10 protein-coding genes are annotated in these 11150 nt (G+C 41.6%); all 10 read right to left on the bottom strand.

Annotated features, from left to right (window positions below):
- Positions 1-37 precede the first annotated feature (37 nt).
- A complete protein-coding gene (locus OCI93_RS09985; protein WP_261626316.1) occupies positions 38-466 on the bottom strand; it encodes a CBS domain-containing protein in 429 nt (142 codons plus the stop codon).
- Positions 467-536: 70 nt separating this feature from the next.
- A complete protein-coding gene (locus OCI93_RS09980; protein WP_410007628.1) occupies positions 537-1544 on the bottom strand; it encodes an isoaspartyl peptidase/L-asparaginase family protein in 1008 nt (335 codons plus the stop codon).
- Between the two features lie 197 nt (positions 1545-1741).
- Positions 1742-2452, bottom strand: coding sequence for a SapC family protein (locus tag OCI93_RS09975; RefSeq protein ID WP_261592286.1), 711 nt, complete (start codon positions 2450-2452; stop codon positions 1742-1744).
- Between the two features lie 184 nt (positions 2453-2636).
- Entirely contained in the window at positions 2637-3563 is a 927-nt protein-coding gene (locus OCI93_RS09970; protein ID WP_261626314.1) for an SMP-30/gluconolactonase/LRE family protein, read from the bottom strand.
- A gap of 8 nt (positions 3564-3571) precedes the next feature.
- On the bottom strand, positions 3572-5950 hold the full coding sequence (locus OCI93_RS09965) for a beta-N-acetylhexosaminidase (RefSeq protein WP_261626313.1): 2379 nt from the start codon (positions 5948-5950) through the stop codon (positions 3572-3574).
- Positions 5951-5961: 11 nt separating this feature from the next.
- Complete coding sequence (locus OCI93_RS09960; protein ID WP_261626312.1) at positions 5962-6873, bottom strand: sugar kinase; 912 nt, start codon at positions 6871-6873, stop codon at positions 5962-5964.
- 38 nt (positions 6874-6911) lie between these two features.
- Complete coding sequence (locus OCI93_RS09955) at positions 6912-8360, bottom strand: sodium:solute symporter family protein (RefSeq protein ID WP_261626311.1); 1449 nt, start codon at positions 8358-8360, stop codon at positions 6912-6914.
- Between the two features lie 32 nt (positions 8361-8392).
- A complete protein-coding gene (locus OCI93_RS09950; RefSeq protein ID WP_261626310.1) occupies positions 8393-8779 on the bottom strand; it encodes a RidA family protein in 387 nt (128 codons plus the stop codon).
- Positions 8780-8794: 15 nt separating this feature from the next.
- Positions 8795-10264, bottom strand: a complete 1470-nt coding sequence (locus OCI93_RS09945; RefSeq protein ID WP_261626309.1) for an N-acyl-D-amino-acid deacylase family protein — start codon at positions 10262-10264, stop codon at positions 8795-8797.
- A gap of 5 nt (positions 10265-10269) precedes the next feature.
- Complete coding sequence (locus tag OCI93_RS09940; protein ID WP_261626308.1) at positions 10270-11142, bottom strand: MurR/RpiR family transcriptional regulator; 873 nt, start codon at positions 11140-11142, stop codon at positions 10270-10272.
- Positions 11143-11150 lie beyond the last annotated feature (8 nt).

The raw sequence follows: 11150 nt of genomic DNA, 5'->3' as shown, positions 1-11150 counted from the left end.
AATATCTCGCTGTAAGTATTAAAAACTATACTCTAATTCAAACAAACCGATGGCCAGATGCATAAGCATCGTGCAAGTGTTTATCAATTGCGAGCAACACATTAGCCCGACTTATCACCCCCATCAACACCCCTTCCTCACCAACAACAGGGTAAAGTTTAGGCTTATTTACTGTCATTTTATCAGCGATTTGAACAATGCTATCATGTGGGCTGACACACACTGGGTTCGCTGTCATGACATCACCTACTACACTGTGTGATTCATTTTGATAGGTTGCTTCTAACATTTTTCTCAAACAGTCTTGTTCAGACAAAAAACCAATCACACGTTTATTATTATCAATAACCGGTCCACCTGACTGCGCACTTTGTAATAGTTTTTCGACCGCAGATTCTATTCGCATCTCTACCGTAAAAGTAACAGGGCGATGATTTAAGTAATCGGCCACTTTAATCGATTGCATAATTATTTGCTCCATTTAAAAAAAGCCAGCATTTTAACTATAGCTGGCGTGTATGGAATTGCCTGTTTTTTCAATCGTTTTTAAAAATACCCACATAAGTTTTTTGTGAACTAGACTTGCTGGCCCGATACATACCTTTGGTATTAAATGGCATACTGATATTGCCCTGCCTATCAACAATAATAACACCGCCTGTACCACCAACTGGGGCTAGCACATTGTGGATAACTTCATCCCCAGCCTGTGCAATTGATAGCTTTTGGTACGCAACTCTGGCACAAATATCACTGGCAACACTATAACGAATAAAATACTCTCCATGACCCGTTGCTGATACCGCACAAGAACGATTATCAGCAAAAGTGCCAGCACCAATCACAGGTGAGTCTCCGATGCGACCAAAGCGTTTGGCAGTCATTCCCCCCGTCGAAGTACCGGCTGCTAAATTGCCCTGTTTATCCAGTGCTACGGCACCCACTGTGCCCATTTTGTATTGAGCTGGTAAAGCGTTATGTGCAGCCTTGTATGACTTAGAATCCACTTTTTTTGCATCAAGTTTTTGTTTGGCTTTTTTCAGTGCTTCAAATCTATGTGGGGTGTCAAAATAATGATTGTCAACAAATTTAAAACCCTGTTGTTTAGCAAACTGTTCTGCCCCCTCACCGCTGAGTAATACATGCACCGAATCTGTCATAACGACTCTGGCCAAATCAATTGGATTTTTAATGTGCTTTACACCTGCAATAGCGCCAGCTTGTCTGTCTCTACCATCCATAATGGATGCATCAAGCTCGTGAGCACCGTCATAAGTATATACAGCCCCTTTACCAGCATTGAAAAATGGCGAGTTTTCCAGAATATTAATCGCGCGAGTAATGGCATCTAAACTTTCACCTCCGGCTTCAAGCACCTTAAAACCAGCCTCAACAGCCTCTGTTAACTTAGCGCGATACGCCGCTTCTTGCTCTTCACTAAAAAGACTTTTGTCAATTGTTCCAGCTCCGCCATGAATAGCAATAGCGATGGGCTTGGTTTGCGCAAAGACATTACTTGCCAAGGCCATGCAAAGACCTAACATTGAAATAAGCATACTTTTTTTCTTCATTATTTCCTCGGTAGATATGTAATTTGGATGAGTTGTCACTTACCACGCTATTATCAATTTGATTGCTAAGATATTAACTTGCAACAAAATACGACAAACTGTTGTTTTCTTTTTGTAGGCACAAAAAAAGCACCCAAAGGTGCTTTTTCATATTGACTAGATACTGTTATTTAAGCGTCTTCATTCAATGCTTTTAAACGTGCTAAACGTGCAACTTGATGTGTTGACGTTAAGAACGCAAAAATAGGTGCCAAGTAACCGCGCTTACGCAGCTCTAGGTACTCTTCATCACCTAGTTCATTTAGCTTACGCTCATCAACCAAGTAGATGCCATTAATATCTTTTTTCTCACCTTTAATTTCAACAGTTAACGTTTGTTGAATTAATAGTTCTTTGTCTGCTAAATGCTTTGTGAATGCTTCTGTAACACGAGAAAACTCTATGAAGTTCACTAGTGCTTCTTTGCGACGAGCTAAGTATTCTGTCTCTTTGCCGTCTTCAAATAGTGCATTGCCTTCACCTTCACCCACTAATGGGCTTGCTTCGTCAATCACGATACCGTACTGATCTTCTTCTGGGTGCTTAACTAAGCCAAATGGGTAGCGAGTAGCCGCTAATGGTGCAAAACCTGCGTTCCACTTGCCATCTTGCACAAATAAGTTTTCACCTGGCTCTAAACCAAACATAGCAACCGCTTGAAACTGACCAGTTTCATTGTTTTTCACAAACGCCATAGGGAATTCAGTTGCAACACGAGCAAACTCATGCGCTACCACAGGGATTAAGTGCTGTGATTTTAAGAAATCAACGTTAATGCCATTTTTTACCTTCGTGTTGGCATGTTTTTCGTTGTGTAAAGGCTGCACTTGTTGCTCCGCCATAATAGTACTCCATTCATTTATTTAATTATCACTTTTGTGGCCCTAAGGCTAAAGGTTTTGGGCACAAATTGGAAGTTAAATATTTATCACAGCGGCTCTGGCTGTAACCTCTCGTTTAAGAGATTAACTTTTGCGCATCAATATGCACACACCAAAGTCAATAATCACCTTTTTAAAATATGCCTTAGTCAACTTTCAAGGTTTCATTTATAAAAGCAAAGCTCCTACCTGCTGTATTTACTTCAAACATTTCTATTGCACCGCGTTTTTGCATCGTCACAAAAACGGTTTTACCGTCTACTCCACCAAAAGCAACGTTTGTAGGGTACTTACCTTGCAATTTAACCGTTCTCATTAGTCTTCCTTTTGGGGATACCACAGCCACCTGACCTGCGCCATATCGTGCAATATATAAGTTACCTTGCTGGTCAGTTCGCATACCATCCAAACCAAAGTCTGAAAACGCGATATGCAGCTGTTTATTTGAAATATTGCCCTTTTCATCAATATCATAGCGCCATACTTTACGCTGAACACTCTCATTGACGTACAAGGTTTTGTTATCAGGACTGACTGTTACGCCATTAGTGGTGCCCATATTGGCTTCCAATAATTGCACCTGTCCTGTTGCTTCTATACGCCACAAATTTCCAGAACTATGTTGCCAATTAGGATCGCTGGCAAACAAAACACCATTATCCATAATCGCTAAGTCATTCGGCTGGTTCATCTTCGCATTATGCGCAAATACGCTAAGATGCTCTGATACATTTTTGCCTTGCATGAGTGCATCATTGGATACGCGATAAATGTTATGATTAACGTAATCAGCTATATACATGTTGCCGTGTTTATCAAAACGTATCCCATTACCCACTGAGTCATTTGGCAATGTCATCAAAAGCTGAACTTTACCTTTTGAAGTTATCGCACCAACGGTGCCTTGCTGTTGATAATTGACAGCGTACAGCACCCCATTTCTATCGACGGCTGGCCCTTCAATACCTTCTGTAAACACACCACCTGCAATCCAATCCGTTGTTTCAAAAACCTTATTACTTGCATTAACATGTGTACTTAGTAGTACTAAACTTAATAGTATAAATTTCATATTTTTCCTTATTTACAGCCTAAATATAAGTCGCGCATTGGATATATGCCTGCTATCACAGTCTCATCTGTCAATGCTTGCAAACTAAGTAGTTTACTTTCTAACATTGCATCCGAAGATGAACCTTTGCACTTTGCAATAACCTCTTTAGAGTATTCTAAGAAGCGCTGTATTTTACTCACTATCTGATGGTGGTTTTGCACTAATATCGGTTTGCGCAACAATTTTTTATTAGTCTCTAATACCTGCTGCCACTGAAGTAATTGGCTCTCTATGAGCCCAAGTGCACTACTTTTTCCAGATAAATATCGAGCTACGTTGTTATTCAACTCTCTCACTTGCTCACTCTCAACTGCTAGAAAGTCTACAAAGCTGTTTAAATTTGCTTGCTGGTGGTATTGATTATTTAGATACTTGATATGATGACGTGTGTAGTAATGGCTTGGCTCTAGCATTTGCGCCATAGTAAAAAGTAACTGTAAGGTGTTTGCCTTATTTTGCTCATTAAGCTTTGGGTTTATCAAACTGCTAAACCCAGTATGTTGTTGTGACTGATGTGCTAAACCGATAACATTTGCCGCATAGTTATCGATAGTACCCAGCCGACTGTACATAGCAGAGCTATTGGTCAGTTTTTTAGCTGACCATAATCGCTCTGCAATCACAAAAAGCCTTGGCCAAATTCTTAAGTCAATATTGTCTGCTGTGACCATTTCACTCCAAATTGTTGCCTCAGCGCCTAAAATAAGCGCTTGATTCTGCTTTTTGAGTTCAGGAGGCAAAGTTACTTGTTGTGGCTTATTGAGTGAGTTCATCTGCAATGGATAGCGACTGTTTCCTATCATCACAGTGCCTCTTTGTTTCACAAGATCAAACTCGAATTTAAGCGGCCCCATCCAACTATCCATAAATGCGACTAATTGCATATCCTGTTTATTGACAGGATTTTGTACTGAAGCAACTCGATGGTAATGATCATTGAGTTTAATAAGCACTTGCTCACCCAGTACTAGCAACTCTCCTTTTACCTCACTGCCTTTTAAACGGTTAATAATAAAAGCAAGACTTAAAACTTGCGGTTGTGTTAAGTCAACAGCTATGGGTTCTTTTAAAGGGTCATTGCGGTAGTGATAATCACTATACTGAGGTTGATCAATATAAAACCCTGTCGACAACACACCGCTAAACCCAGCATTAGCAATGCGATATAATGAGTCGTGTCCGCGCCATGATTGTACTAAAATATCCTCGGCTAATTGGGGATGAAATATTTCATCCCACCCCATCATCACACGGCCATGTTTAGCAATTATTCTTTGTAACTGAGTATTGAAGTAGTTCTGTAAATCATGCCCATCTTGTAGCTGCTTTTGAGTCATTAGCTGTTGAATTTGCTCATTTTTAAGCCACTGCTCGGGCTCTACTTCATCGCCTCCTATGTGTAAGTATTTATCTGGAAAAATCTCTGTCACTTCTGCAAGTAGCTTATCAATAAATTCATATACTTTTGGGTTTGCAATATTTAACAGCGGCTTAAATACTCCCCAATGGCGCTGCATTTGGTACTCTTTTATATCCGCCATGAACTCAGGATAAGCCACTGCAATCGCACTGGCGTGACCGGGCATACCAAACTCCGGCACAACCCGAATACCCAGCAAACTTGCATAACGAATAATTTCTTTTACTTGCACTTGAGTATAGAAGAGCCCGTCTGAGGCATATTGCGTCAACTTCGGAAAAACTTTACTGTGCATTCGCCAACCTTGGTCGTCAGTTAAGTGCCAATGCAAAACATTTAGCTTTGCTGCACTCATACCATCAAGCTGACGCTTTATGGTATCAACAGGCATAAAGTGTCGCGCACTGTCAATTAACAAACCGCGCCAAGCAAATCGAGGGTTATCTTTAATTGAGAGCAATGGCAATACAATCTGTTGTGCCGTGCCTTTTTTGGCAAGTTGTACCAATGTCGTCAAAGCATGTTGCGCGCCAAATACTGACTTTGCTTTGATCCGCACTGCCCGATTATCAATCACTAACTCATAACTTTCATCATCGCCTAATTGCAAAGCACTTAAACGCTGCTCTGGCACCATTACTTCAATCGATATCGCGACAGGTTTATCACTCGCTTCTATCAGCATCACCTTATTTTTGGCAATGCGCGTAAAGTAAGTGGCTAATTTGGTGCGTTGGAATATTGCCCGTGCTTTACTAAACCCAGTAAAAGACACATTAACTTCATCTGTAAGCACCAACTCCCCCTGAGCGAGGTTGATATGCTTGGGCATTGGCATCAACACATTCTGGCACATGGCAACGGCGCTATAAATTAGCGAAATACTGAGAAAAAAAGCATATAGTTTTGCTTTGAAAAAGTTCAATTTATCACTCCTTATTGAACCAGCTTAGGTAGTAGATTAAGTGGCACTAACGCGCCATGGTGCTGAATAACCGTTGCGGCAACTTGATGGGCAAACCTCGCGGCATCATTAACTAAACCCTGCGTTAGCATTTTGGCTAAAAAACCAGCTGCAAAAGCATCACCTGCGCCGCAGGTATCAACCACCCGCTCATCATTCACTCGCTCAGCTGGCACAGTGATTGATGCATCATGACCTATGCTTTTTATTAGACAAGGTAAATGCCCCTGACGAACTACCAATGTTTGACTTGTCTCATGAGAAGCTTGATGAAACGCAAAAATGTCGGCCGGATTACTCGTGCTGTAAACTGCATACTCATCTTCATCAGTTAAAAATGCCAAGCACGTAAGTGCCATAACAGCTAAGTAAATTGCTTGTGGCTGAGTGTTCAACCAAACAGAGCGGCGATAGTTATTATCAAAAAAAATGACGCCCCCTTTTTGCTTAAACGTATTAAGTAACATAAGTAGGTGATTACGTTGCTGCTCACACAAAATGGCTAAGCTGATACCAGATAAATAAATCCCATCTACCCGTTTATTGTATAAAGCATCACTTAATGTTTCATCTAGATTAAAGTACTCTCTGGCGGCGCTTTGCGCGCGGTCAAAACTAAAGTTTCGCTCACCTTTATCATCAACTGTTATCTGGTATTTCCCCATCACTTTACACGAGTGAGTCACCACAAATTGTTCTGAAATACCGCACTCCTGCATAACCCTTTTAAACTGCTGGCTATTGCTGTCAGCCCCTATCGCCGTTGCATAATAGATCTCACAATCAGTCACATGACTTTGCTTTAATAATTGACTCAAATACCATGCAGTATTAAAGGTATCGCCGCCAAAACTTTCGCTGCCATCAGCACGGTGTTCCTGCATACACTCACCCAAAAAAACCAATGATTTGAGCTTATTTATCATGATGCTACCTGCTCTTCGCTTACATCTTTTTGAGGCGAACTAACATCGGATGAGCTCTTTTTAGTGAATACACTAACCAAAATACCTAACAATGAAGCACTACAAAGCGCAGGAATAATGGGATTACCAAAATAGCTCAACCATGAATGATTAGCCCCAATCAAAATAGCTGTTACCGAGCCACCCACTAAGGTAGCCAAACTTCCCTGCCATGTATATTTTTGCCAGAACCGACCAAGTAGTCCCATTACGCATAGTCCAGCTAAAACAACTGAGACCATTTTAGTTATGTAGGAAATAATGTCATTTGATAACAACGCCAACGCAAGTGCGGTAAATACCGTCATTAACATGGCAATACGAGAGACCAAGAGTTGCTTTGTTGCAGGGATAGTTGCATCAAAAAGCCACTGATAAATATCACTAATTAATACGCTCACCCCAGCAATAGCATCCGAGCTGGCACTGGATAACGTAGCAGAAATGCCCGCCAGTAAAATAAAGCCACCAATCGCCAACGGCAACGTATTTAAAGCGATATATGGAAATGCATAAGCTGCATTGTCTAAGTTATCGTTAATTAAATACGCACATATACCAATAACCGCGGGGATCAAAGAAAACCCTAAATAAAGCCCACCTGAAATAAAAAAGGAACGCCGAATGCTTTTTACATTGTTTGCCGCATATATTCGTTGCCGAAAAGAAGGGGTAGCCAACACACCAACCAACACAGCCAGTGACATCGACACAGCAGGGATCACACCAATACTTTGGTACGATAAAATACCATTGCTTGTAGCGATGTTATTTTGACTTAATGCACCCCAGCCACCAATAAAGTCTACGGCAAAATAAGCCATTAATAAAAAGCCAACAAACAAAATAATAGCCTGAATTGCATCAGTCCAAACCACCGCTGAGTAGCCTCCTAAAGTGACATATATCGCTAAACCAATACCTATGATTAGCTTTGCACTTACCTCACCCACTCCAGTTAACCACGCCAAATACATGCCCCCGCCAATTAGGTGCGCGCCTAACCAACCAATACTGGCTGCATAAATCAACAACGCTAATATTTTTTTTACGATTTCTTTATTATCGACATAGCTTGCAAGCTCTTCGCTCATCGTCGCAAAACCTTGTTGCCGTACGGGGGCAAACAGCCAAGCTAGTAACAATATCCCCAGTGCGCCACCGATCCCATAAAGAGACCCAGCCCAAGCATGTTGATACGCAAAACCTACCGCTCCCATTGACGAGCCAGTGCCAACCATAGTTGCCACCGTTGTACCTAAAGTTAAGAAAAATGGCACTTTACGCCCAGCAAGTAAATAGTCATCACTTGAGCGTTGCCACCTAGATACAAACCAACTGATCAACACCATACCAAGTAAATAGGCAACAAATGAAAGCATATATATTGATTGACTTTGCGACATACCTCACCTTTTATGCTTAAGTTGACTGCTATTTACACGCCTTTAAAGCAGGTCACATCGACCTCAACTTTACAATCTACAACAAGGTCAGCGACCATACATATTCTCGCTGGTGGATGCTGAGCAAAATACTCTGCAAACACTTTGTTAAATGATTGAAAATAGCGCGCATCAGTCAGTACTACAGATACATGGGTAACATGCTCCAATCCATAACCTGCTTCCTCCATGATCTCAATACAGTTACTAATTGCTAAACGCGATTGTTCAACAATACCGCCCTCAACAACTTCACCATCTCGCATTGGGGTTTGCCCTGATACCTTTAACCAACCACCTGCCTCAACGGCTCGCGCAAAGGGTAAATGTTGTCCGCCAGTCCCCTTACCACCTTCAGCACCTATTCTTCTTATTGTCATAGTAACCTCTTAAATTTACTCATCAGTAGAGCTGCGTGCTAAAAATTGCCCTGCTCTACCATAATTAGCGATTGTGTCTGTATTAGCTCCCGCCACGAAGCTCAAGGTGCCATTAACCCAAACATATTCTATACCCAACGCTTGCGCCTTAGGCTGGTTATAAGTTGCTTGGTCTTGCACCTTTTTAGGGTCAAACAGTACTAAATCCGCAAAGTACCCTACTTTTATTTCGCCTCGCCTTTGCAGTTTGAATCTTGCAGCTGGCAACGCTGTCATTTTATGTATTGCTAAAGCCAACGGTAGGGTTTTTTTATCATTGCAATAATGCCCAAGCACCCGGGGAAATGTGCCCCATAACCTAGGATGGGGATGAGGGTCGCACGGTAATCCGTCCGAACCAATCATACTGTGCTTATAACTGAGAAACTGTTTCACGTCATCTTCGAGCATACAATGATAAACAGCCCCTGCTGGTTGCAATTTTTTGGCTGCATCGAGCAATGACAACTGCCACTTTGTCGCAATATCATTAAGACTTTGCTGAGCCATTTTTGGATGTGATTTAGACCAAGTTATAAATATCTCTGTATGCTCTGAAACTTGATTTAAATCTAAGGTGCTAGAGCTGGCCGCGTATGGGTAACAATCACAACCAATATCTTGATGCTCCCGTTGCTTATCTAAGTGCTGTAGGACTTGTGCTGCACGTCCCCAATTTTCCTGTCCGGCACACTTAATATGAGAAATAACTAATGGAATATCGGCATGACTCGCGGTTGCAAATGCTTCATCCATCGCATCTAAAATCCCTTGAAATTCAGTACGTAAATGAGTGGTATAAATACCATCATAGGGTTTGACAACTTTAGCAAGTGCATTCACTTCACTTTGACTCGCGCCTTTGGCATTGTAATAAGCAAGCCCGGTACTCAATCCAAGCGCACCTTGAACCATTGCTGTATCAAGTAGCTGCTTCATTAAATCTATTTCATCATCTCTAGCTGGTCGAGTTAAGTCTTGCATCACATATGCCCTAAGACTTGTGTGACCAACCAGCATCGCTAAATTAACACTGGGCAGTGCACATTCAAACGCGTTACGATAATCGTTAAGATCTTGATATACGAATTTATTTTTTTCACCGAGCAAATTAATTGGATCAACAGGTGCCTCTCCTTGACGATAAGGCACAGCACTAATACCACAATTGCCAGCAATAACAGTGGTTACACCTTGGCTCACTTTGTTTAACATATGAGGGTTATTGAGCACCTCTAAATCATCATGGGTATGCACATCAATAAAACCCGGAGCCAATACTAGCCCCGTTGCATCATAATTATGTTTTGCTTGTAACTGAGTACAATCACCGATAGCAACAATGCTGTCCTTATCAATTGCAACGTCTATGACGTGTGGTTGGCTATTTGGCCCTTGATACACTGTCGCATTTTTTATAATGCTATCCACATACGAATCCGTCACAGTAGCTAATCTCCTAATGGAAAACGTTTATCAGCAGGTGGCATATTGCTGCTTTTATCTCGGTGTTGATCTAATTGCACTTTCAATCGTCGTAGCTTTTCTTTAGAGCGCTTTTGATTTCTAACCGCCACTTCACTTGAGAGAATATCCACAGCAGCCATCATGGCATAACGCGCTGCACTGGGCTTGAAAATGTAGTCACTCTCTTGGGTTTTTATTGGCAGATGAAAATCGGCCATCTTTGCAAGCGCACCACCTGGGCAAATAATCACCAGCTGCGCACCGTATTCTTTGGCTATTCGAGCACCATCCATTACATCTGGTGATACGCCACTTAAAGATAAACAAATCACCACATCATCTTTATTCACTGTAGCAGCAGCCATGCGTATCATCATTGGATCAGAATAAGCATTACTTAATACATCCAAGCGAAAAAATCGGTTTTGGCACTCTTGCGCCATCATGCTACTTCCCCCGCCAACACCAAAAACTAAGCAATGGCGAGTATTACAAATGGCAGTACTTGCTTGTTCAACCACTTGCTCATCTATCAAGCCCGCATTAAGGGCTAAAATCTCTTGAATTGAAGCATAAACATGGGAGATTTTTTCTTTATCAACTAAATCCTGACTCGTAAATCGCTCGCCGATCGCTGCAGATTGCGTAAGCCGAAATTTTAAATCTCGAACGTTTTCACACCCTAAACTACGCGCTAACCGTGTGATGCTTGCATGGCTAACTTCAGCCCTTTGTGCAAGCTCACTAATTGAGGCGCTGGCTGCAAAACTCAGCTCAGCTATAATCAGCCGCGCCACTTTTTCTTCTGCGGGGCTAAAGTGACCTAACCCCTCTTTTATTTTACTAATAATATCCAAAAGTGTTG

Origin of the sequence: Pseudoalteromonas holothuriae, assembly GCF_945859825.1 — a bacterium.
In the GTDB taxonomy this organism is placed as follows: domain Bacteria; phylum Pseudomonadota; class Gammaproteobacteria; order Enterobacterales; family Alteromonadaceae; genus Pseudoalteromonas; species Pseudoalteromonas holothuriae.
The sequence above is the reverse complement of the archived record's forward strand: the minus strand, read 5'-3'. Positions and strand labels throughout refer to the sequence as shown.